At 43.8% G+C, this 23552-nt stretch carries 16 protein-coding genes; 8 read left to right on the plus strand and 8 right to left on the minus strand.

The features are described 5' to 3' along the window. Positions 1-20: 20 nt before the first annotated feature. Both ftsH and rlmE read right to left on the minus strand, forming a co-directional pair. Positions 21-1970: an ATP-dependent zinc metalloprotease FtsH gene (gene ftsH / locus AACT18_RS03095; RefSeq protein ID WP_017049783.1), complete on the minus strand. Its 1950-nt coding sequence runs from the start codon at positions 1968-1970 to the stop codon at positions 21-23. Between the two features lie 98 nt (positions 1971-2068). Then, positions 2069-2698, minus strand: a complete 630-nt coding sequence (gene rlmE / locus AACT18_RS03100; protein ID WP_047690104.1) for a 23S rRNA (uridine(2552)-2'-O)-methyltransferase RlmE — start codon at positions 2696-2698, stop codon at positions 2069-2071. A 119-nt stretch (positions 2699-2817) separates the two neighbouring features. On the opposite strand from rlmE, the gene yhbY reads away from it, so the two are divergent. Further along, complete coding sequence (yhbY, locus tag AACT18_RS03105; RefSeq protein WP_010318529.1) at positions 2818-3114, plus strand: ribosome assembly RNA-binding protein YhbY; 297 nt, start codon at positions 2818-2820, stop codon at positions 3112-3114. 88 nt (positions 3115-3202) lie between these two features. On the opposite strand, the gene greA is transcribed toward yhbY, so the two are convergent. Further along, a complete protein-coding gene (greA, locus tag AACT18_RS03110) occupies positions 3203-3676 on the minus strand; it encodes a transcription elongation factor GreA (protein ID WP_013857625.1) in 474 nt (157 codons plus the stop codon). Positions 3677-4229: 553 nt separating this feature from the next. On the opposite strand from greA, the gene ompU reads away from it, so the two are divergent. Beyond that, the gene (gene ompU, locus AACT18_RS03115; protein ID WP_094142994.1) at positions 4230-5237 is read left to right on the plus strand and encodes a porin OmpU; all 1008 of its coding nucleotides are present in this window, start codon (positions 4230-4232) and stop codon (positions 5235-5237) included. A gap of 99 nt (positions 5238-5336) precedes the next feature. Beyond that, complete coding sequence (gene dacB / locus AACT18_RS03120; protein ID WP_094124680.1) at positions 5337-6779, plus strand: serine-type D-Ala-D-Ala carboxypeptidase; 1443 nt, start codon at positions 5337-5339, stop codon at positions 6777-6779. Here dacB and AACT18_RS03125 read toward each other — a convergent pair. Further along, positions 6758-7603, minus strand: a complete 846-nt coding sequence (locus AACT18_RS03125) for a magnesium transporter (protein WP_094143331.1) — start codon at positions 7601-7603, stop codon at positions 6758-6760. The two genes, dacB and AACT18_RS03125, sit on opposite strands and share 22 nt — an antisense overlap. Before the next feature lie 471 nt (positions 7604-8074). Continuing rightward, entirely contained in the window at positions 8075-9262 is a 1188-nt protein-coding gene (gene tyrS, locus AACT18_RS03130) for a tyrosine--tRNA ligase (RefSeq protein WP_013857629.1), read from the minus strand. A gap of 129 nt (positions 9263-9391) precedes the next feature. On the opposite strand from tyrS, the gene AACT18_RS03135 reads away from it, so the two are divergent. Next, positions 9392-10684, plus strand: a complete 1293-nt coding sequence (locus AACT18_RS03135; RefSeq protein WP_094125598.1) for a peptidoglycan DD-metalloendopeptidase family protein — start codon at positions 9392-9394, stop codon at positions 10682-10684. A 52-nt stretch (positions 10685-10736) separates the two neighbouring features. Here the strand turns inward: AACT18_RS03135 and AACT18_RS03140 are convergent, their stop codons facing one another. The 3 genes from AACT18_RS03140 to erpA form a co-directional block, all read right to left on the minus strand. After that, positions 10737-13835: an efflux RND transporter permease subunit gene (locus AACT18_RS03140; RefSeq protein ID WP_094125597.1), complete on the minus strand. Its 3099-nt coding sequence runs from the start codon at positions 13833-13835 to the stop codon at positions 10737-10739. Positions 13836-13843: 8 nt separating this feature from the next. Beyond that, positions 13844-14950: an efflux RND transporter periplasmic adaptor subunit gene (locus AACT18_RS03145; RefSeq protein WP_094125596.1), complete on the minus strand. Its 1107-nt coding sequence runs from the start codon at positions 14948-14950 to the stop codon at positions 13844-13846. A 126-nt stretch (positions 14951-15076) separates the two neighbouring features. After that, the gene (gene erpA, locus AACT18_RS03150; protein WP_026027518.1) at positions 15077-15418 is read right to left on the minus strand and encodes an iron-sulfur cluster insertion protein ErpA; all 342 of its coding nucleotides are present in this window, start codon (positions 15416-15418) and stop codon (positions 15077-15079) included. A gap of 322 nt (positions 15419-15740) precedes the next feature. Between erpA and hemL the strand changes: the two genes are divergently transcribed. The 4 genes from hemL (at position 15741) to AACT18_RS03170 (ending at position 23115) form a co-directional block, all read left to right on the plus strand. Beyond that, entirely contained in the window at positions 15741-17036 is a 1296-nt protein-coding gene (gene hemL / locus AACT18_RS03155; protein WP_094125601.1) for a glutamate-1-semialdehyde 2,1-aminomutase, read from the plus strand. Between the two features lie 276 nt (positions 17037-17312). Continuing rightward, entirely contained in the window at positions 17313-18398 is a 1086-nt protein-coding gene (locus tag AACT18_RS03160; protein WP_094125595.1) for an AI-2E family transporter, read from the plus strand. 84 nt (positions 18399-18482) lie between these two features. Next, positions 18483-19526 (plus strand): 16S rRNA (guanine(1207)-N(2))-methyltransferase RsmC, encoded by a 1044-nt coding sequence (gene rsmC / locus AACT18_RS03165; RefSeq protein ID WP_047690089.1) that lies wholly within the window; start codon positions 18483-18485, stop codon positions 19524-19526. Between the two features lie 199 nt (positions 19527-19725). Beyond that, the gene (locus AACT18_RS03170; RefSeq protein WP_094123985.1) at positions 19726-23115 is read left to right on the plus strand and encodes a response regulator; all 3390 of its coding nucleotides are present in this window, start codon (positions 19726-19728) and stop codon (positions 23113-23115) included. Positions 23116-23552 lie beyond the last annotated feature (437 nt).

A 23552-nucleotide genomic window follows, 5' to 3' on the forward strand; every position in this document is an offset into this window, starting at 1 on the left:
TTTAATTTGAATATTAACGATTACTCAGCATCTTTCTTTTCTGAGGACTCAGTGGCTACTTCGTCTTCTGCTGCTGGCTCTACTTTTGGCTCTTGAGCTTTTTCCGCTTCCGCTTTTTCTGCTTGAGCTTTGGCTTGATCAGCCCAACCTGCAGGTTCGCGAATCTCGGTTTTACGCTCCATTAAGTCATCAATTTGGCCTGCATCAATCGTTTCGTATTTCATCAACGCATCTTTCATTGCATGCATAATATCCATATTTTCTTCAAGGATTTTACGCGCACGATCATAGTTGCGGTCAATAATTTTACGAACTTCGTCATCAATCAACTTAGCAGTATCTTCAGACACATGCTTAGTTTGAGTCACGCTGCGCCCTAAGAAGACTTCACCTTCATCTTCTGCATACAACAATGGGCCAAGTTTTTCCGAAAAGCCCCATTGCGTAACCATTTTACGAGCAATGGCTGTCGCACGTTCGATATCGTTTGATGCACCAGTTGAAACGTTTTCTGGGCCGTAAATTAACTCTTCCGCTAAACGACCGCCATACAAGCTTGAAATCATAGACTCAAGATGCAGCTTCGACATGCTAACTCTGTCTTGTTCAGGCAAGTACATCGTCACACCTAAAGCTCGACCACGTGGAATAATCGATACTTTATAAACAGGATCATGTTCAGGTACCAAACGACCAACAATGGCGTGTCCTGCTTCATGATAAGCTGTTGATGCTTTAGTTTCTTCAGACATCACCATCGAACGACGTTCAGCACCCATCATGATTTTGTCTTTTGCTAACTCAAACTCAACCATTGAAACATTGCGTTTGTTACCGCGAGCAGAGAATAACGCCGCCTCGTTCACTAAGTTCGCCAAATCGGCACCAGAGAAACCCGGTGTTCCGCGAGCAATCAATGAAGGTTCAACATCACCAGCTAAAGGTACTTTGCGCATATGAACTTTCAAGATCTGTTCACGACCGCGAACATCAGGTAAACCGACCACCACTTGACGGTCAAAACGCCCCGGACGCAGCAATGCTGGGTCTAAAACGTCTGGACGGTTGGTTGCCGCAATGACGATAACGCCTTCATTGCCTTCAAAACCATCCATTTCAACCAACATTTGGTTTAAAGTCTGCTCACGCTCATCGTGACCGCCGCCGACACCAGCACCACGTTGACGACCTACCGCATCAATCTCATCAATAAAGATGATACAAGGTGAAGCCTTTTTCGCTTGCTCGAACATGTCACGTACACGAGATGCACCGACACCAACAAACATTTCAACGAAATCAGAACCAGATATAGTGAAGAACGGTACTTTCGCCTCACCAGCAATTGCTTTTGCCAGTAATGTTTTACCTGTACCAGGAGGACCAACCATCAAAACACCCGTTGGAATTTTCCCACCCAGTTTTTGGAAGCGACTCGGATCACGCAAGTAATCCACAAGCTCTTTCACATCTTCTTTCGCTTCGTCACACCCAGCCACATCACCGAACGTGGTTTTGATTTGCTCTTCACTCATCATACGAGCTTTGCTCTTACCAAATGACATGGCACCTTTGCCACCGCCACCTTGCATTTGACGCATGAAGAATATCCAAACACCGATCAGTAGGATCATTGGGAACCAAGAGATAAAAATGGTCCCGAGCAAACTTTGCTCTTCTGGTGGTGTACCTTGTACTTTAACGTTTTGATTAATCAAATCATCAAGCAGTTTTTGATCGTACACGGGCATGTAAGTTACATAGCGAGTACCACCGCCTCTACGAGTAAAGGAAATTTCACTATTGTTAAATTGAGCTTCTTGAATCTGGCCTTGGCCAACTTCCTGTACGAACGTGGTGTAATCCACTGCTTTGCCGTTACTATCACCAGGGCCAAAGCTCTGGAATACCGACATTAAAACGACAGCTATAACTAGCCACAGAATTAAATTTTTTGCCATATCACTCAAGGTGTAAGCCTCGCGATAACTAATTGTAATTAAAGGTAGGGTACTACAGTTTGTAACCTGTAGCCATATGTTAACTTATGCCTTGTACAGCAAAAACGTTAACCTTTGTAACCAGTGGCTACAACAAAGACTTCTCTTGAGCGAGCTCGCGAAGAGTCTGGTTTTCTTATTTTCACGACTTTAAACAGGTTTCGAACTTCTTTGACATAATCATCAAAGCCTTCTCCCTGAAAAACCTTGACCACAAAACTACCATTTGGAGTAAGAACTTGTCGACACATATCTAGAGCTAGTTCAACCAAATACATTGCCCTTGGCTGATCAACCGAATTATTTCCGGCGATGTTAGGTGCCATGTCTGACATCACCACATCAACCATATCAGGCTGTATACGATCTAATAGTGCGTCCAGCACGGCCTCTTCACGAAAATCGCCTTGTAAGAAAGCAACCCCAACAATAGGATCCATCGGCAAAATATCACACGCGATCACTCGGCCTTTATCACCGACGATACCCGCTGAATATTGAGACCACCCACCGGGAGCCGCCCCTAAATCCACAACAGTCATTCCTGGCCTAAGCAGTTTATCTTTATTTTGAATCTCTTCTATTTTGAAAATAGCACGCGAACGATAACCTCTCTTTTTGGCTTCATTCACGTATTTATCATCAAAATGTTCTTTCAACCAGCGACTAGAGCTGGCCGAATGCTTCTGTTTACTCATTCGATTCCTAACTGAAATGTTTCCATCCAAGAAAGTATGGTAGAAAATATAGTCTTCAGGGATAGATGGCGTTAAAATAGCTTTTTTCAACCCTTATATTAAATAAAATTGGCCGCATAATGAACCTAAGCACCAAACAAAAGCAGCACCTTAAAGGCCTAGCACACAGTTTGAAACCTGTTGTACTGATGGGCGCGAATGGACTCACTGAGGCTGTTCTAGCGGAAATCGAGATTGCCCTCAACCACCACGAACTGATCAAAGTGAAAGTAGCATCCGAAGATCGCGAAACTAAGCAGTTGATTATCGATGCTATCGTGCGTGAGACTGGCGCAGAAAAAGTACAAACCATTGGTAAGATTCTCGTACTATTTCGTCAAACCGAGCAACGTAAAATCGAGATCCCTCGTAAGTAATCAGTCGCGTTATCGACGCTCTGACTCTGATGGATACAGACAAAAAAAGGTCGCACACTGCGACCTTTTTGATTGTTGTTGAAATGAATTAGAGGTATTCAACTTTATCGATTTCGAAATCTTTATCACCACCAGGAGTGGCGATAATCACCTCATCACCTTCCATTTTACCGATCAAACCGCGGGCAATCGGTGAGCTGACAGAAATGCGCCCAGATTTAATCTCAGCTTCATCTTCACCCACAATCTGGTAGCGTTTCACTTCATCAGTATCACTGTCAATCAATGTCACTGTTGAACCAAAAATCACTTTGCCTGTATTTTCCATTTTAGTGATATCGATCACCTGAGCAACAGATAGCTTATATTCAATATCACGAATTTGAGCCTCACAAATACCTTGCTCTTCTCGAGCAGCGTGATATTCCGCATTTTCTTTTAGGTCGCCAAGTTCACGTGCGGTTGCAATAGCTTGGGTAATTTGTGGACGTAATTTTAGCAGCCTATCTAACTCTTCGCGCAGCAATTGTTCACCACGAACTGTCATTGGAACTTTTTCCATTTTATACCTCTAATGCCAAAATTCGTATTTGGGCAAAACAAAACTACCCAACACAACAAAGGTTAGGTAGTACATGGATTAACATAGTTGCTAATCAGTGTAATCAAACTTCGTGACTAAATCATCTTAAATCACACGTGACCCCTGTCAGATTTCTGTGAATGAGTTTGGGGGAAAGTGATAAAAAACAGACACAAAGCTCATTTTCACGAATGTTTTCGCACAAAAAACCGACCCACTTCACTAAAAAAAAATAAAAAATAAACTATTCAGACCAGTTGATAAAAACCAATAAACCAAATAAAAAACAAAGACTTGATATTTATTTACACGAAATAAAACGGTGTTCATAAACCTGTTTTATATCATTTTACTAACTAATTTCGGAACTTAAGAGTAAAAAGTAGAACACGAAATGCTAGTAACGTTTGGTTGTACGTTAGTGAAGGTTTACAAAACCCAACCTATGCAACTCAATGTTCAAAAGCACTCGAAGGACGATATAGACGTCGCAAATAAAAATATTTATGGACAGTAAATTAGGACTAATAAGATGAACAAAACTCTGATTGCTTTAGCAGTATCAGCTGCTGCAGTAGTAACTGGTGTAAATGCTGGTGAGCTATACAACCAAGACGGTACATCTCTAGAAATGGGCGGCCGCGCAGAAGCACGTCTTTCTCTTAAAGATGGCAAAGCGGACGATGCATCACGCGTACGTCTAAACTTCCTAGGTAAAGTAGCGATCAACGACAGCCTATACGGCGTTGGTTTCTACGAAGGTGAGTTCACTACTAACGACCGTGATGATAAAAACGACAACCTAGATAACCGTTACACTTATGCTGGTATCGGCGGTAACTTCGGTGAAGTGACTTACGGTAAAAATGACGGCGCGCTAGGTGTTATCACTGACTTTACTGATATCATGGCTTACCACGGCAACTCAGCAGCGTATAAAATCGCTGTAGCAGACCGCGTAGACAACATGGTGGCTTATAAAGGTCAATTTGCTGATCTAGGCGTTAAAGCAAGCTACCGTTTTGCTGATCGTTCTGCAGATAAAGATAGCAACGGTGTATGGAATGCGGAATACACAGACAACAATGCAGACGGCTACTCTCTATCGGCTATCTATGCAATCGGCGACACTGGCGTTGTGCTAGGTGCGGGTTACGCAGATCAAGATACAGCAGCGAATAAGTCTTCTGATCAATACATGCTAGCAGCGTCTTACGCTATCTCTGATTTCTACTTCGCTGGTACTTTTGTTGATGGTCAAGACAAAGCAGCAAGCAAAACAGATAAAACTGGTTATGAGCTAGCAGCAAAATACACTATGGGTCAAGCTGTATTCACTTCTACTTACAACTACCTAGAATCTAAAAATTCTGGTAATAAAGCAGATGAAGCTGATAACTTTGCAGTTGATGCAACTTACTTCTTCAAACCTAACTTCCGTTCGTACATCTCTTACAACTTCAACCTACTTGATTCAGACAAAGTAGGTAAAGCTAAATCTGAAGACGAACTAGCACTAGGTCTACGTTACGACTTCTAATTCTTGGCTTAATGTCATAGATTTAAAACGCCTGCTTGCTAGCAGGCGTTTTTTTATCTCGCTATACTGTATGCACATTCCGCCCTGAAATGCCGTGTTATGCTCTTATTAAACCGCAGTGCTTTTTTATTCATCCTCTCGTTCTTCTTTCCTTTATCGACTTTGGCGTATACGCCTTTGCAAACACTGCCACAAGGTACTCGGGTGGGTTTATTCGTTCACTCTTTAGCCACTGAACAGGTTTTTCAAGATACTAATAACATACAAGCGCTTTTCCCTCCTGCCAGCACTTTAAAAATGCTCACCGCGCTTGCCGCCACGCTAGAGCTTGGCGAACAATTTCGCTTCACGACTCAGCTAACTCAACATGGCGATGACATTGTTATTCACTTCTCTGGCGACCCTACGTTAACCAGCCAAGATATGAAGCAGCTACTCAGCGAGCTAAAAAAACAGGGCATCTCACAAATAAAAGGCAACCTTTGGTTAGATAATTCAGCCTTTTCAGGTTACGACCGCGCGGTTGGATCACCTTGGGATATTCTGGGGGTATGCTATAGCGCCCCATCAAGTGCAATTACTCTGGATGGTAATTGTGTGCAAGCCTCTATTTATACGCAGCCGAACGGGAAAACTCGGGTTTATGTGCCTGAGCACTATCCCATTCACGTGACCAGCTACGCAAGAAGTGTCACTAAGACTGAACAAGAGAGCGCTCGCTGTGATTTAGAACTGCGTACTTCAGAGCAGAACCATTACCAACTCGACGGCTGTTTGGCCGAGCGAAAACAACCTCTGCCACTAACGTTTGCCGTGCAAGACCCAAACTTATACGCCACGCGTATGATTTATAAGCAACTCAAACAAGTGGGTATTGAATTGCTAGGCGAGGTTAAGCTGGGTGTAAAACAAGATGAACTGAGCATAGAAAAGGGTTCATTGATAGCGACACATCAATCTATGCCACTGTACCCGTTGTTAGAAATGATGCTTAAAGAGTCTGACAATTTGATTGCTGACAGTTTAACCAAAACACTTGGCCAGCATTTTTTTATTCAACCCGGTAGTTTTAGTAATGGCACCGAGGCGATCAAGCAGATCCTTTTTTCTCGAACAGGCATCAACTTGGCACAAGCTCAGTTGGCTGATGGTTCGGGTTTATCACGTAACAACCGCCTTTCAGTACAAAATATGGTGGATGTGCTGAATTACATTTGGATTAATAATCAGACCCTTAAGCTTATTGATATCATGCCTAAAGCCGGTGAATCCGGTACCTTACAGTACCGACGTAGTATGCGTGGCCAAGCTATACAAGGGCAGCTGATTGCCAAAAGTGGTTCGCTTTATGGAACGCATAACATGGCGGGCTTCGGTTTAGATAAACAAGGAAAACCGAGTACATTATTTGTTCAATTCATCACTGATTATTATCCGCAAGATCAAGGCGATAACACTAGTGTTACCGCCCCAATTGCTCAATTTGAGACGCTCTTCTTTGAAGATGTCGTTAAGTTCAGTCAGCTCAGTCCTAATGAATAGTTCACCACGTTAAAGTAGATCCACATACCCGAAATATCGACGATAGAAGCCAGTACAGGGCTAACTAATACCGCAGGATCTAAGTTAAAAACGCGCGCAGCAATGGGTAATAAGCCGCCAATCGTCGTGGAAATGGTGACTTGGATAAAGAGCGCAACCGCAATTGCAAACGCAATGTTTTCTAGTGGAAAGCCTCCGGTTGAGTTGGCATCACTAAACAACATAATGCGAGCCACCATCACCGCAGAGATAGCCAACGCAAGGCAAACCGCAACACGGCACTCCTTCCACAATACACGCAACCATTGGCGTTTGCGTAACTCACCAACCGCTAACGCGCGCACGACTAACGTCGCAGCTTGCGAGCCAGTATTCCCACCTGCAGCGGCAATAACAGGCATATACACAGCTAAGAGCACAAGCTGACTCAATGTATCTTCATACTGGGTAATAATCAGCCCGGATACGATACCAAGTAGTGCCAATAGAATAATCCAGCCAATACGCTGCTTCACATGTTCAATCACGCTAGTGGTTAAATAGCTTTGTGCCGTTTCAACTTCTGAGTAAATAAACCCCAATTGGTTAGCGTAATGGCGAGCGCGAATGTCATAGCCCCCTTTATCTAATTCACTGAGTAGTTGCTGAACATAACCAATAGTACAGTGACGTAAAATCGCCACTGCCTCTTCGATAGGCATCACTGCCAATAAATGTACCTGTTTTTGCTGTTCGTACTGCAAAAATGCATTACGAGCCGCACCAATCTCTTCCAAAGAAAAGTTAGGTGAATTTTCAATATAAATGTTGCTCATTACCGTCATGGCGAATCTCCCGATTGGCAAAGGTAACGACCATCGAAATGATACCCAAATGCAATATATTCGTGAGCAATGACGTCATTGTTCATCAATGTAATTCACAGATAAGTTTTCATTTCAAACTAGAAAGCAGGAGAAAAATCGAGAGGAGTAAATCAGAAAAGATAAGCCCTACCACTGAAGGTAGGAGCGAAGATCGCCAATACCGAAAGCGGTTATTTTTCTCCCTTCATACTAGGGGGATGGTCGGTATTGTTCATAAAAATCTCCGAAAGTACTGCTCAATTAGCAGTGCGCAAATTGTACCAAAGCCTTTGGCGAAATACACTCTGATCTTTGCATCCAATGCGTTCCAATTTCACACATACCCAACCACACCATTCAGATTGAAGATTTTAATATGCCAAGATCAGGCCCAGCCAAAAAGCGCCCTTAGGCGCTTTGATGAATAGACTGTTCACTTTACTGTGATTTTTACTTTACAGTAACTCGTGCGAACTTACGCTTGCCGACTTGGTAAACATAAGTCCCCGCGGCTGGTACATTTTTGCTGTCGTCGATTTTTTCGCCATCTTGTTTGGCTCCGCCTTGCTTGATCATTCGCATCGCATCAGACGTTGAAGCCACTAAACCCGCCTCTTTGAGCAGGTTAGTGATAGCAATACCCGCTGCAAATTCAAATTCTGGCATCTCTTCTGGCATCGCACCTTTTTGGAAGCGATTGATGAACTCTTGTTCAGCCGCATCCGCCTCTTCTTTAGAGTGAAAACGTGCAATGATCTCTTTCGCCAACAAGATTTTAAGATCGCGTGGGTTCGTGCCATTTTCAACATCAGCTTTGAACTGTGCGACTTCTTCCAATGGACGGAAAGAAAGCAGCTCGTAGTAGCTCCACATTAATGTGTCAGAGATCGACATGATTTTGCCAAACATTTCACTTGGCGATTCACTGACACCAATGTAGTTGTGCGCTGATTTGGACATTTTTTTCTCGCCATCCAAACCAACAAGCAGTGGCATCATCAAGACTACTTGTGGTTTTTGACCATGTGCTTTTTGCAGTTCACGGCCCATCAATAGGTTGAATTTTTGGTCAGTACCGCCAAGCTCAACATCTGTCTCCATCGCGACTGAATCATAACCCTGTAGGAGTGGATACATGAATTCATGAATGGCAATAGGCTGACCATTAGCGTAGCGCTTTTTGAAATCATCGCGCTCTAGCATGCGTGCCACCGTTTGGTTCGATGCAAGACGGATCATGCCTTCCGCGCCCAATAAAGACAACCATTCAGAGTTAAACTGAATTTTCGTTTTAGCCGGATCAAGAATCTTAAACACTTGTGTCTTATAGGTTTCAGCATTACGCAAAACATCGTCACGAGTGAGCGGTGGACGCGTGGTATTTTTACCGCTTGGGTCACCAACCATACCCGTGAAATCACCAATCAAAAAGGTGACTTCATGGCCCAAATCTTGAAATGCACGCAATTTATTGAGGATCACCGTATGTCCAAGATGGATATCAGGAGCCGTTGGATCAGCACCTAATTTAATACGCAGTGGACGGTTTTCTTTCAGTTTCGCAATCAATTCATCTTCTGGGATTAGCTCTTCAACGCCGCGTTTAATTTCAGCTAAAGCCGCTTCAATACTCGCCATTCTTGTTCACTCCTACAGATTTGGCAAAATTTAATAGTTGAACATCTTACTTGAATAGCGATGCTTTTTGAAACCAGTTAGACTAATGAACTGGCTAATTTCTTTATAATTGACTAAACGAACCTAGATATGCTTTCAATTTTTGCTCGTCTCCCTTGGGTGCATCGAACCCTCATCGCCTTTTTAAGCGCTCTCATGGTTTTCGCGCTGGTATTTCTGCCAAATCCAGAAGAGCTTGCTAAAGATCCGAATCGTCTAGAAATCGGTCGTCACTATCCATTAACCATTAATGCTGAAGCCCTCTCCACCGGGGTGCCCATATCTCCGTCGGCGATGTTACGTTGGGAAACTTATCGAGTTAAACCTGGCGAAAGTGCTGCGGTATTATTTCAGCGAATTGGGCTTTCGGCTCGCTTACTCTATCAACTCACGGCTACAAATCGTGATATTGACAGCCAGCTGTCACGACTTAAGCCAGGAGATGAGCTGCAATTTGGCTTTGATGAAAATAATGAACTTGTTCAACTCAATCGCATTATTAGCGCTTTTGAAAGCTTTCGCATCACTAAATCGGGCGATGGCTTTACTTCTGAGTTTGATAAAAAAGAGCTGATGTTCCAGTACAACTATGCAGAAGCGAGTATTACTTCAAATTTTTGGAACGCGGGGATAAGCGCGGGTTTAACGGCAAATCAAATTATGGAGCTGGCGGGGATATTTGGTTGGGATGTCGATTTTGCGTTAGATATTCGTGAAGGTGACCGATTTAAGCTGCTATTCCAAGAAAAAGTGGTGGAAGGTGAAGTGATTGGCCGCGGAAATATTATTGCCGCCGCTTTTACCAACCAAGGAACGACGTTCACAGCAATATTGGACGATGCTACGGGTAATTACTATGACGAAAATGGCCGAGCCATGAAAAAGGCTTTTTTGCGCTCGCCGATCGATTTTCGTCGCGTAACATCGAATTTTAATCCTGTCCGTCGCCATCCCGTCACAGGAAAAGTCACTGCACACAGAGGAACCGATTACGCCGCGCCCGTTGGTACCCCGATTTGGGCTGCTGGCGATGGTGTGGTTGAAAAATCAAGTTACAACCAATTTAATGGTAATTATGTGTTTATACGTCACAGTAATACCTACATTACCAAATATTTGCACTTACAACGACGCATGGTTAAAACAGGTCAGCGAGTCAAACAAGGACAAACGGTTGGTACATTAGGCGGGACGGGCAGAGTCACCGGCCCTCATCTTCACTATGAATTTTTGGTCAACGGTGTACACAAAAACCCTAGAACGGTCTCTTTACCGCAATCTAAATCCTTAACGGGCCAAGCAAAAACCACCTTTATCGCCAATGCTCAAATTAGGCTTGGGAAGCTAGAACGCTATAGCCAATTACTCTATGCCAATAAATAATAAAAAAAGGCCCACCAATAATGTGGGCCTCATAGTGTAATGATTGAGCAGATTACTCTTCGAGAGTAGGTGGTGGTTCCTTACGCCCCAACATCAACAAGCAAGGCGTCAGTACTAACGTTAAGACAGTGGCAAAAGCAAGGCCTCCCGCAACGGCCGTGGCGAGTTGTGACCACCATTGCGTGCTGGGAGCGCCAAACTCAATTTTCTGGTTAATCAAATCTATGTTCATCTCCAGTACCATTGGCAATAACCCTAAAATAGTCGTCACTGTGGTCAATAAAACGGGCCTTAAACGCTGAACACCAGTGCGTAAAATGGCCTCTTGTTTTGACAAGCCTCTGCGTATCAGTTGGTTATAAGTATCTATCAATACGATATTGTTATTCACCACGATACCAGCCAAGGCGATGACCCCAATACCTGACATAATAATGCCGAAAGGTTTTTGGAAAATCAGCAGGCCCGCAAATACTCCGACCGTTGAAAACAGTACTGCACTTAAAATGAGGAATGCTTGGTAAAAACTATTAAATTGCGTAACCAGAATTAACCCCATAACCACCAGCGCAATCAAAAAGGCATTTTTTAGAAATTCTGAGGAATGTTCCTGCTCTTCATTTTGCCCTCGTAATTTAAACTCCACCCCATTAGGTAAATTCAGTTCCGACAATGCTTGAGTAACTTTCGGCAATTCAAGGGCCAGATTATACCCTTCCTTTAGATCCGCCATAATATCGATAACCCGTCGACCATCAATCCGTTTGATCGTATCTTGTTTGTGATCCGGTTTTATCTGCGCAAAATTGGTTATCGGCACCAGACCTGCGGGTGTGTTGACCCGTAACTGATCAAATCGACCAATATCTCGTTTATCCTCTGGGTACCGAACCAGAATATCGACCTCTTCGTTTGCATCATCAGGCAAGTAGTCACCAATTTTTAGTCCATTAGTCACAAATTGCACTGTGTTACCCACCAATGTCGCATCGGCTGCAAATCGAGAAGCATCATCACGTCGAATATCAATTCGCCAGTCAATTCCTTCTTTATTTGAGGTGTCACTGATATTAGTCAACGCGAGATTGTTATCAGCCCACTTTCTGACCATTTTAGCGGCCGCATCAAGGTTTTCAGGAGTACGCGCCGACATTTCAATCACCAGATCATGTTCAACAGGTGGCCCTGCATCTGGAAACTTATACTCAATTTCTACCCCTGAAAATTGATCCGTGGTGCTTTTAAGCTCTTCAATAATCGCTTTGACGGTGCGGCGATATTGCCAATCAACAGGGGTAATTTGAATCTGGCCAATTTCATCCTCTCCCCCCGTTCGAGTATAGACGCTCTCAAATTCCTCATGACCAAGCATCACCTGCTCAATTTCTCGCATTAAGGTGTCTTTTTCTTGGATGGAAAGATCGCCATAAGAACGAACTTTAACAGTGAAATAAGGCGGATCCACCTCTGGGAAGAATTCGGCACCGAGCCCTGCTTTGGCATAAGCAAAGCCAATCACAATCGCGAGCACTATCGCACTGAACAGTATTTTAAGTGGGTGACGAATCGCAATGGCCAACGTGTGATAATAGAGCTTGGTGATGCCCGTCGCTTGGGAAAAATCACCTTCATGTAAAGCAATCATCCGTGCTTGACTGGCAGCCGAAGCATGTTGCGGTCGGCCAATTAAACCTCCCAACACTGGTACAAAAAGCAATGCCATGATCAGCGATGCGGCAAGAGTAGCGATAAGCGTGAGGGGCAAGTACTTCATAAACTCACCCGTGATGTCCGGCCAAAAAAGCAGAGGGGCAAAAGCAGCTAAAGTAGTAGCAGTTGATGCGGTAATCGGCCATGCCATCCGTTTTGCAGCATCACGGTACGCCTCTTTGCGAGGCATACCTTCTTGCATACGCCGATCGGCAAATTCAGTCACAACTATAGCACCGTCAACTAACATGCCAACCGCCATAATCAGAGCAAATAACACGATAATATTGACGGTCAAACCAAATACAGACAACACTAACAGCCCAGTTAGAAATGAACCCGGAATCGAAATTCCAACCAGCAAGGCGGTCCTCATTCCCAAAATAGCAATAATCACAATTACAACTAAGATGATTGCCGATAGGATATTGTTCTGCAGATCGTTGAGCATGATCTCAACGTCTTTCGACTCATCCCACGTGTATTTGACCAATAGATTACTTGGCCAATCTTCCCGTTTTTGCGCCTCTGTCATCACCGTTTTTACCAGCTCAACGGTTTCGATAATGTTTTCACCTGCACGCTTTTTAACATCTAACACCACCGCCGATTTACCATCTAAACGAGCAAAGCTTTCAGGGTCTCGAAATGCCCGTCTGACGGTCGCGATATCACCAAAAGTGATTACTTGCTTACCATCAACCTTCACCGGAAGCTCTAATACATCTTTCAAGGATTCAAAGACAGAAGGAACCTTTACGGAAAAACGTCCGTAGCCCGTATCGACAAAACCCGCCGCAACGACTTTATTATTCAGCGCGATTAAATTATAGATATCGCCTTGATCGAGCCCGTAACTTTCCATCAATAAGGGATCGACGATGATCTCAACAATATCTTCGCGATCGCCAGCAATATCAACTTCTAATACTTGTCGGTAGCTTTCTAATTTGTCTCTCAACTGCCTTGCAATTTGTACAATAGCTCGTTCTGGTAAAGTGCCATAAAGCACCACTGATAATATCGGTTGCTCTGATGCGAATGTCACTTCGTTCACAGTCGGCTCATCGCTGTCTGCTGGTAATTTTGGTTCAGCCAAATCAACCGCATCTCGGACATCTGCCATCGCTTTATCAAGATTGACGCCAACATTAAATTCCAAGACAACAGAAGCATGACCTTCAGAGGCATTTGACGTCATCTCTTTTACCCCTTCAATAGAGCGCATTTCTTGCTCTAGCGGGCGTACGATAAGGCGTTCAGCGTCACTCGGTGATATACCTTGATGGCTGACAGAGACATAAATGATAGGAATGGTAATGTCGGGGCTCGATTCTTTAGGGATCGACAAGTAAGTCGCCACACCAGCAAACAAGATAAAAATCAGCAGCGATAACATGGTGCGCGAACGAGATAGCGCCGCATCAATAATGGAAAACATAAAGCCCCCTACTGCGCTGAGTGGTTAGGTTTCTTGACCGCAATCACCTGATCACCATCTCGAACAAAACCTTGCCCAACGGTGATAATATCCACCGTCTCCCCTAGCCCAGTTAGCCACACGCCATCCTGTTCGGCTTTTACCAATGTTATCGGTATAAAACGAACACGATCTTGCTGCAGAGTTTTAACGCCTAAATTTCCTTGATCATCAAGCGCGAGCATGGCGGGCGTGATTTTCACCGCCAGTTGCGTTTCCAAACTCATCTCAACTTCAGCGCTCACACCCGCAGGGATAGACTGATTGGGATTGTCAAACTCGACTTCAATCGCAAACGTATTGGTGGCAGGCGATGAAACACGAGAGATATAGCGGACTTTACCATCGATGATAGTGCCATCAATAAAACGTATGCGAGCGGTTTGGTTTTGTTTGATTTTTTGGATGTGCCGTTCGCTGACATCCGCTTCTATCACTAATTTACTGAGATCAATAAAGGTGACCATCGGGTCACCCACTCCGACAAAATCGCCTTTTTCTATCAAGATGTCTTGAACAATGCCATCGAAAGGAGCCACAACTGACGTATTACGCAAAGCCAATTGAGCGCGGCTCTGTACAGCGCTGGCTTCCGCCAAAGCGGCTTGCGCCGAAGCAAAGGCCACTTCGCCTTGCAAACCTCGATTTTTTAACGACTCAGCGGCACTGAATTCTTTTTGTTTGAGTTTAAACAAAGCTTGCGCACTCTCTAATTGAGCCGCTAGATCAGCTTGATCAATTAAGACGATCTGTTGTCCTTTATTAACAGGCTGCCCTTTTGCTATCGATATCTGAGTAATTTTCCCTGCGATTTCAGCACCAATTTTAGCTTGACGATTAGGTGCGGTCCGACCGTAAAGATCGATATGCTTATCGGTCAATTCAGCCTCAAAAGATTGGTAAATCACTTTCGCAAAAGGAATGGTGTCATTGGTAGTTTGCCGGGGCTCTTCCGCTTTCAATGCCCCAAAACCTAACCAAAAACAGAGAAGTAGAATAAAAATCGTCGAGAGTAGCCAAGGTCGTTGCGAAAAAAAGCGGCCAATAGATGAACGGCTGATGTTGGTATCAGGCATAGATAATCCTTTATTATGTTCTTGCCTTCTTAAGGTTAAGGCAAAGCCCTACATAACATCCAAATACATAGGGCTATTAAGCTTAATTAGCTACAGTAGATTAATTGTGCATCGAACCTTTTTTAGTTAAACACTAAATGATGCACCACAACCGCATGTTGTTGTTGCATTAGGATTATTGACAAAAAAACGAGAGCCTTCTAGGCCTTCTGTGTAATCGACAATGCCACCTATCAAATATTGTAAGCTCATCGGGTCAACCACTAATGTCACGCCACTATTAACGATTGTGGTATCGCCATCGTTCACATTTTCATCAAAGGTAAACCCATATTGAAAACCGCTACAACCACCACCAGTAATATAAACGCGCAGTTTTAGCGCTGGATTCTCTTCTTCAGCAATCAACATTTTTACGCGTTGTGCTGCAGTATCAGAAAATGACAATGGTACATTTACTTCACTCACGATGGCCTCTCTCACTCGTGTTAATACCTGTCAGACTTATTATGCTTAACTTATGCCTGTAAAGGTGATTCTTTTTTAATAATGCAATGATTATCTAATACCTGACCTATTCGTTCAAGTATTCACCGTCACTTAAGCTAAAACTCCAACTATCGAGGCATTATGCACTGAAAAAACACTCACTGTCGCGTGAGTTGTACACTATACGGCGCTTATTTGGCTGTGAATGGGCTCAGAAAATGAGTGAAAAAAAGTGTCTTTGGTGAGTTTGGGTATACAATGCGACACCAACTGGTCCGAACAAGCAGAAGAGGATAAATCCATGACCAAATCAGCAGAGCTTTATCAAAAGGCACAACGTGCAATCCCCGGTGGAGTTAACTCTCCTGTACGTGCTTTTAACGGAGTTGGTGGCTCGCCGATTTTTATCGACCGCGCAGACGGCCCGTTGATTTTTGATGCTGATGGCAAAGCTTATATTGATTATGTCGGCTCTTGGGGGCCAATGATACTAGGCCACAACCATGCGGTCATTCGTGAAGCCGTGATAGGCGCAGCGCAGCGCGGTCTCAGTTTTGGTGCGCCGACCGAGATGGAAATCGATATGGCAGAATTAGTTTCTGAGCTGGTTCCATCAATGGAACAGTTGCGTATGGTCAGTTCCGGTACCGAAGCGACGATGAGCGCCATTCGTTTAGCTCGTGGATTCACTGGGCGCGATAAAATTTTAAAATTTGAAGGCTGCTATCACGGTCATGCGGACAGTTTGCTAGTAAAAGCAGGCTCTGGCGCCTTAACATTAGGCCAACCAAGCTCTCCTGGTGTGCCTGCTGATTTTGCTAAACATACACTGACCGCCACTTTTAATGATTTAGAATCTGTACGTGAATTGTTCGCGGCCAATAAAGGCCAAATAGCCTGCATTATCGTCGAACCGGTCGCAGGCAACATGAACTGCATTCCACCAGTAGAAGGGTTCCATGAAGGCTTACGTGAGATTTGTGACCAAGAAGGCGCTCTGCTGATCTTTGATGAAGTAATGACAGGTTTTCGTGTTGCACTAGGTGGTGCACAGGCTTACTACAACATCAAACCAGACTTAACAACGCTAGGGAAAGTGATTGGCGGTGGTATGCCTGTTGGCGCTTTTGGTGGACGCCGTGATGTGATGCAATACATCGCTCCAACGGGTCCTGTGTACCAAGCAGGCACACTATCAGGTAACCCTGTGGCTATGGCTGCGGGTTATGCCTGCTTGACGCTTCTGAAAGAAGAAGGCAATGAAAAACGTCTCGCGGCCAAAACAAAGCAATTGGCTGATGGATTCAAAGAACTCGCAGACAAACACGGTATTCCTTTGCTGGTCAACCAAGTTGGTGGCATGTTCGGCTTCTTTTTTACCGATCAAGAACGCGTCACCTGTTATGAAGAAGTCGCAAAATGTGATGTTGAACGTTTCAAGCGCTTCTTCCACTTGATGCTCGAGCATGGTGTCTATTTAGCGCCTTCAGCTTTTGAAGCAAGTTTTACCTCTTTGGCGCACGGTTCCAAAGAAATTGCAGCGACATTAGAAGCGGCCGATCGCTGCTTTGCGATGATGGCAGCTCAAGCGGAATAAGCACCATTAGGCAGACTCATCATAGAATAAAGGGCTGTAGATCAGCCCTTTATTCATTTCAGACTCAATAAGCAAGCTATCATTGCCAGTAATAAATCACTAAAACGACCAACGCCATCATGCTGATGGCAAACCACGGTAGCTTCAACTTTTTTTTATGCTGGTTTTGACACCCTTTTTCATTATCACAACATCCCATCTCATCAGTTCCTCATTGATAACACGCTGATTTGCAGTCATTATAACCCTATTACTTTACAAGGTTGGATTAACAACGTGTCAGAAAAAGTGAAAATCACCTCTAGCCACTGGGTGCTCATTGCGGCACTTGTCGCTGCGGCTATTGCTTGTTATCTGTTGATTGCACCTTATATCAACTCGATTGTCATGGCTTTCATCATCTCGTTATTGATGTTTCCCATTCATGAGTGGCTCGAACGAAAAATCCCCAAATACAAAAATACCGCCTCGTTTCTCTCGTGTATTATTTTGACGTTTATTATTGTGATTCCACTGCTGTTTGTCTTTGCTGCTATTGTGCAGCAAGGGTCGGTATTTTCTCAGAACATGTACCAATGGGTCACTCATGGTGGCATTCAAACCGCCTTTGCTCATCCTTGGATTGTCAAAGGACTCGCCATTGCGAATCAATATTTGCCCTTTGATGAAATTCAGCCACAACAAATCGCACAAAAAGTGGGGCAATTTGCCAGTTCATTTGGCACCAACTTGGTCAGTATTAGCGCAAAAGTGCTGGGTGATGCGACCAGTTTTTTGATGGATTTCTTCTTAATGCTGTTCGTGTTGTTTTTCCTACTCCGTGATCACGATAAGCTCATCAGCGCTCTTAGGCACATCTTGCCATTGTCGCGTAGTCAAGAAGACAGGTTGCTCTGCGAAATTGAGCAAGTCTCCAAATCGGCTGTCATGGGGTCATTTTTAACCGCAATAGCGCAAGGCTTTGCGGGTGGGTTTGGTATGTGGCTCGCCGGTTTCCCTGGGTTATTTTGGGGCACCATGATGGGGTTTGCTTCGTTTATTCCGGTTGTTGGTACTGCTCTGATATGGATTCCAGCCACTGTTTATCTCTTTCTAACCGGAGATAGCACATGGGGCATATTCTTGGCCCTATGGAGTATCATTATTGTAGGCTCAATTGATAATTTATTGCGGCCCTTTTTAATGCAAGGGAGCGCGGGTATGAACACCTTAATGATCTTCTTCTCTCTGCTCGGTGGTATTCAGCTGTTTGGCCTGATTGGGTTAATTTACGGCCCACTCATTTTTGCCATCACTATGGTGCTGTTTAATATTTATGAGGAAGAGTTTAAAGGTTTTCTCAATCAACAAGATAATAGCTAACTTTTGACTTACTAACGATCAAGCTAGAAGCAAGGGGCAGACTGTGCGAGAATCTGCCCCTCTTTTTTTAGCGCAGAGCCCACTATGTCCAGTTACACCGCACCAAGTCAAATTGCCCAGCGTCAGCTTGCTTATTTCGAAGGAAAACATCTTTTAGTGGCTGGAGAAGCGGAGGATTTATTTCCTGTAGAGTTAGCTAATCATTGTCGCTCTGTTTCGGTGTTCACCACTCATTATGGTTACTACCGCCAACTTGAATCCTATTCGCAAATTACATGTCATTTTGGCGCTCAATTTGAGCAAGAAACCGATGCTGACATGATTCTGCTTTACTGGCCCAAAGCGAAGCAGGAAGCTGAATATCTGCTTGCAATGCTGTTGGCCAAACTGGGCAAAGAGACTGAGATTGTGGTCGTGGGTGAAAACCGCTCGGGCATAAAAAGCATTGAAAAAATGTTTGCAGCTTATGGGGTGGTTAAAAAGTATGATTCAGCTCGACGATGTTCGTTCTATTGGGGGCAATGCACCCAGCAGCCACCAAGCTTCCAAATTGCAGACTGGTTCAAAACTTATCAGGTGCAGTATCAGCAACACTCACTGATTGTAAAAAGTTTACCTGGCGTATTTAGTCATGGCGAGTTTGACCTCGGCAGCCAACTGTTACTCGATACACTACCTAAACTAAGAGGAAAAGTTCTCGACTTTGGTTGTGGTGCTGGTGTGTTGGGTACTGTAATGGCCACATTAAACCCAGATATCGAGATTGAACTGTGCGATATCAGCGCGCTTGCGATTGAATCAACCAAAGCAACCTTGATAGCGAATAACATATCAGGGAATGTATTTGCCTCTGATGTCTACTCAGATACCGCTAAAGATTATCAATTTATCGTCTCAAACCCCCCTTTCCACTCCGGATTAGAGACCAGCTATAGTGCGACAGAAGCCTTACTGGCTAACGCACCAAGCCATCAAACCGTGAAAGGCGAACTTTTTATTGTGGCCAACAGTTTTCTTAAATATACCCCGCTGATTGAACAGGCTTATGGTCATTGCGAGGTGTTAAATAAGACTAACAAATTCATCATTTACCACGCAAAAAAAACATTACAAAAGTCACAACAATAAGTGTAATCCACTCTCAACTGGTCACTAAACTGGATGATTTTTACGAATTTTGCGTTAGTGACCACGCTTTCCACAGGACTTACTTGTCAAAGTAAAAAAACTCGTTAATTTCGTCACTTTAGGTTTTCTTTGTTTTTTTCATTCACTTTAACGACTACCTCATGTCGTTAAAGCCTCACGGAAAGTAATGCCTTTTTCTATGTTTAGGTTCTCTCGTAAGCAAAAATTTAAGCGCCTGCAAAATACTCTTATGCTGGCTTTTCTCGTTTTGAGCATCACGCCTTTAACTGTGACTGCCATTTTTTTTCTGCAATCACACACTAAAGATCTTCAAGAACAAAGCACGTCTCACTTATTGTCAGTCAGAGACACTAAGCAACAGCAAGTTCTCGATTACCTCACGGCCAAAGAATCAGAAGTGATGGGGTTTGTCCGTTCAGAGTTAGCTTATGCTAGTGGAGGGCGCTTTTACGGCTTAGTCAATGCGTTCCAAAGACTTGGTCTGGATATTGATCAAGCTCGTGAGCATGCCCAGCAGCGTTATATTCCTGGCTCTGGTGATCAGATAAAAACGTCAATATTGCCACAATCGAGCAGCTATGTAGGCAGTGAACGGTATCGCCTACTGCACAAACGCTATCATTGGGCGTATTTAGAACTGCTTAAACGTTCTGATTTTGACGATATTTTACTGGTGGATCTCGATGGTGATGTCGTTTATTCCGTTTATAAGCACGACAACTATGGGACGAATTTACTGACCGGAAAATACAAAGATAGCAATCTGGGTAAAACATTCCGCCAGTTAGAGCAGCAAGTTGGCGAACAACGAAAAATCAATGAAGAATATACACCAGTCATTATTTCTGACTTTTCACCACAAGAAGGGCAATCAGTTGCTTGGCTTGGCGCGCCCATTATTCAACAGGGCTACCTGCACAGCTACGCCATGTTCCGCCTACCAAACAATGGCATCACAAAACTCGTTGCTGACACCAATGCGACATCGCAAATAAGGACTTTACTGGTCGGGCAAGATCATCATTCTCGAATACTCTCTTACACGCAGCAAGAAATCGAGACTAGTCAAAAAGTGATCAATCTTGCGCTTTCTGGGTTGAGTGCCGTTGGTACTTACACCAATACATTGAATGAGAAAACCATTGCCGCCTATGCACCTGTTGCAAACAAAAATATCAATTGGGCTTTGGTTGTAGAGATACCAGAAAAAGAGGCTTATGCGCGAGTTCATCAGCTTGAGAAATTATTTATTTTCGCCATGCTAACCGCGATTATTTTAGTCGTCATCGCTTCACATTATCTCTCTAATTTTATTACCTCTCCCCTACTGAAGCTCACTTGGGCGGCAGAAAAAGTCTCAGCAGGGGATTTAGATGAAAATGTTATCAATACCGATCGTAAAGATGAGATTGGTCGACTCGCAGTGAGTTTTGAGCGTATGCAGCGTTCAATCCGAGAAAAAATGCAGCTGATTAAAGCGCAAAATAAAGAGCTCGAAAGCAATATTCAATTAATCCGCAAACAGAACGATGAGTTGCATCTCGCTAACAAACTAAAAGATGAATTCCTAGCCACAACGTCACATGAATTAAGAACACCGTTGCACGGTATGGTCGGTATTGCAGAAGCGCTGATCTCTGGGTCAAGTGGAGCTATCACGGCCGATCACCGTTATCAATTGGGCATAATCATCAGCAGTGGACAACGGCTGACAAACTTGGTCGATGACTTACTCGATTACCATAAGATGCGCTATGGCAGCTTGGATATCAAACAGTGTGCTGTTGATCTATCCGGCGCAACACGCTTAGTGTTAGAGCTGTCTAACCATCTACTCAACAAAAAGCCCATTCGCGTAATAAACCAAATCCCTGATGAATGCATTTGGGTCTCTGCCGATCCACAACGATTAGAGCAAGTGCTTTATAACCTTGTAGGAAATGCCATTAAATACACGACTGAAGGGAAAATTGTCATTTCAGCCAATGTGGTTGATGACAAGATTCGTGTCCAAGTTGTCGATACGGGGCAAGGCATTCCTGCTGAACAACTTGAACACATCTTCGAACCACTGATTCAAGCAGGGCAAGATGCCAGTCGTTATCGACAAGGCGCAGGCTTGGGTCTTTCGATCAGCCGTCAATTGATCGAATTAATGCAAGGAACGCTTTATGTCAGTAGCCAACCTATGGTCGGTACGACATTCAGCTTTACCTTGCCATTAGCATCAAAAGCGGAAATTGAGTCAACAAGCTATATGGAAGCTGGCCACTTCCAATCTCCGACCATTTCAGACATTGAACTGCCTGAAATGCATTCACTACCTGAAAATAAAGAAGGCCCAGTGCTACTGATAGCAGATGATGAACCCGTCAATCTGCGTGTCCTAGACAGCTTCCTACGTTTAGAAGGCTATCAAGTCCGCACCGCTAAAGATGGCAATGAAGTCATTAGCGCGGTCGAAAAAGAAAAACCGGAACTTCTACTGCTCGACATTATGATGCCAGGATTAAGCGGCTACCAAGTCTGTGAAAAGTTAAGAGAAACATACGATCATGCCGAGCTACCTATCATTATGTTGACGGCATTAAATCAAACTGACGATAGAGTTCGTGGTTTTGCAGCGGGAGCGAACGATTACTTATCGAAACCTTTTAATAAGCAAGAGCTCGCTGCACGTATTACGGCGCATTTAACGGCCAGCAAAGCTGAACAAAGACGTATTGAGAACAACCAACTGCAACAAGAGCTGAAGCATAGAGCAATGGTAGAGGCCAGTTTATTGGAAACCCAAGGCCGCCTACTAGAGCAGCTTGAATCCGCTCCTGAGGCCATTATTTGCATTCGAGACGATCATAAAATCCGCTTTGCGAACGAAGCGGCTGCTCGGTTATTTAAGCGCAGCCAAGAACAACTAAAGCGCTCAAATGCGGAAGAACTCATCGCCCCCAAATACTTAGTCGTCGAGCAAGAGCATTACTGCGGTAATATCGATATCTATGTCGAAGATACACGTCAGCATATGTCTGCTGATGTGTTACGACTACCGGATGGCTCTGGGTTGCAGGCTATGTACATATTTAACGTGGGTGGAAACATCAATGCAGCGCGCATCAATAACCTTGAAACCGCTATTGAAGCGCTATCCAGTTACGCATTTGAAGGCGATAAAGAAAAACTGCAACAGCTCAAAGAACTCGGTGGCGAGTTCACTCGTATCGCCGACAAAGTATCGGGAGAGAGTCAATCTAAGCAAGATTTAATGCGCGAAGTACTGGTTGAAGCAATGACCAGTGCTTTAGATTACTGGGAACGGGTCAGTAACCAAAGCAAGTTTACCTTTGCAGAGCAGAGTGGGCTATGGCGAGTGTATCTCGATAGAAGCACATTACAGACTCGGACACTAGACAAGTACTTACGTATCGAGACACTGCCTAAAACACCTCGCTGGCGTACCGTTCTTAATTCGTTAGATTACATTCTTGATCATTGTCAGGAGCACGGCCCTGAACGCTCTCACATCGAAGCGCAGCGCGATAAATTGCAAAAGCTACTGACATCACTCTAAGTACATCAACACCATTAAGCCTGCACTCTGCAGGCTTTTTTATCACTATATTTCCATGACCATCAACGGAACAACCACCCCATTGATGCATCCAGAGTTATGACTAGTTAAATTTAATCAATGTTAACCTCAAGCATCCATTACTCTGGTACGCCTTACTCACTGCGTATTACAAACCTTACTTCTCAATAGAAAAAAAGAGGCAAAATGATGATGAAAATTGGAAGTAAAAACTGATTTCTAGGCAATTTCACCAGCAGATTTTCAATTGAAGATGAATAAAGATCCAGATTGCGAACCGAATCACAACAATTCGGCAGAATTAATTTAAGTAAAAAAATTAACGATAAAACTATAAGTGAGCAAGATCTCATGATACAAAAAAAACAAAAAAACATTAAAAATAAAGGGATAAAAAGATAGCGAGCGCTTACAAC

This window comes from Vibrio sp. V04_P4A5T148 (genome assembly GCF_963875605.1).
GTDB lineage: Bacteria > Pseudomonadota > Gammaproteobacteria > Enterobacterales > Vibrionaceae > Vibrio > Vibrio anguillarum.

Bases quoted from the DNA above. Each gene is read 5' to 3' on its own strand.
- rlmE (WP_047690104.1), bottom strand. From the start codon at position 2,698: ATGAGTAAACAGAAGCATTCGGCCAGCTCTAGTCGCTGGTTGAAAGAA.
- yhbY (WP_010318529.1), top strand. From the start codon at position 2,818: ATGAACCTAAGCACCAAACAAAAGCAGCACCTTAAAGGCCTAGCACAC.
- greA (WP_013857625.1), bottom strand. From the start codon at position 3,676: ATGGAAAAAGTTCCAATGACAGTTCGTGGTGAACAATTGCTGCGCGAA.
- ompU (WP_094142994.1), top strand. From the start codon at position 4,230: ATGAACAAAACTCTGATTGCTTTAGCAGTATCAGCTGCTGCAGTAGTA.
- dacB (WP_094124680.1), top strand. From the start codon at position 5,337: ATGCTCTTATTAAACCGCAGTGCTTTTTTATTCATCCTCTCGTTCTTC.
- AACT18_RS03125 (WP_094143331.1), bottom strand. From the start codon at position 7,603: ATGACGGTAATGAGCAACATTTATATTGAAAATTCACCTAACTTTTCT.
- tyrS (WP_013857629.1), bottom strand. From the start codon at position 9,262: ATGGCGAGTATTGAAGCGGCTTTAGCTGAAATTAAACGCGGCGTTGAA.
- AACT18_RS03135 (WP_094125598.1), top strand. From the start codon at position 9,392: ATGCTTTCAATTTTTGCTCGTCTCCCTTGGGTGCATCGAACCCTCATC.
- AACT18_RS03140 (WP_094125597.1), bottom strand. From the start codon at position 13,835: ATGTTTTCCATTATTGATGCGGCGCTATCTCGTTCGCGCACCATGTTA.
- AACT18_RS03145 (WP_094125596.1), bottom strand. From the start codon at position 14,950: ATGCCTGATACCAACATCAGCCGTTCATCTATTGGCCGCTTTTTTTCG.
- hemL (WP_094125601.1), top strand. From the start codon at position 15,741: ATGACCAAATCAGCAGAGCTTTATCAAAAGGCACAACGTGCAATCCCC.
- rsmC (WP_047690089.1), top strand. From the start codon at position 18,483: ATGTCCAGTTACACCGCACCAAGTCAAATTGCCCAGCGTCAGCTTGCT.
- AACT18_RS03170 (WP_094123985.1), top strand. From the start codon at position 19,726: ATGTTTAGGTTCTCTCGTAAGCAAAAATTTAAGCGCCTGCAAAATACT.